We start from the raw sequence: 520 nt of genomic DNA, 5'->3' as shown, positions 1-520 counted from the left end.
CGAGATCGCGGCGTCGGATCGGGCGCGGCTGACGCTGACGACGGCGGCGGCGGAAAAGGTCTACCGCGCCCCGGGCGCGGCGGCGCAGCTCAACATCTCGCTGAAGGTCGCGTCCGGCGCGCATCTGTCGTGGCTGCCGCAGGAGACCATCCTGTTCGACCGCGCGCGCGTGCAGCGCCGCTTCGACATCGCGCTCGACGACGGGGCCTCGCTCCTCCTGTGCGAAATCGTGGTGTTCGGCCGGACCGCGATGGGCGAGACGATCGCGCAAGGAGAGTTCGTCGACCGCTGGCGCGTCTCGCGCGGCGGCCGGCTTGTCTTCGCCGAGACGGTCAGGCTCGGCGGCGATATCGGTACCAGGCTGGCCCGCTCCGCTGTCGCCGCAGGGGCGCGCGCGATCGGCACCGCCCTGATCGTGCCCGGCGACGAGGCCCTGGTCGAGCGGCTCCGCGAGGCCTCGGAGTCGTTTTCGGGCGAGGTCGGGATATCCGCCTGGAATGGATTTGCAATGGCGCGGTTC

The 520-nt window shown here is 71.5% G+C and carries 1 protein-coding gene; it reads left to right on the top strand.

The genetic code is table 11. The annotated features are described in order from the left end of the window. Positions 1-520, top strand: a 520-nt coding sequence (locus tag AACY52_RS30065) for an urease accessory protein UreD (RefSeq protein ID WP_339561342.1), incomplete at both ends; no start/stop codon positions are given.

Origin of the sequence: Pseudomonas sp. EA_65y_Pfl1_P113, from assembly GCF_963970525.1 — a bacterium.
Lineage (GTDB): Bacteria > Pseudomonadota > Gammaproteobacteria > Pseudomonadales > Pseudomonadaceae > Aquipseudomonas > Aquipseudomonas tritici.
Note: the sequence above shows the minus strand (reverse complement) of the source record. Positions and strands in the feature narration are given on the sequence as shown.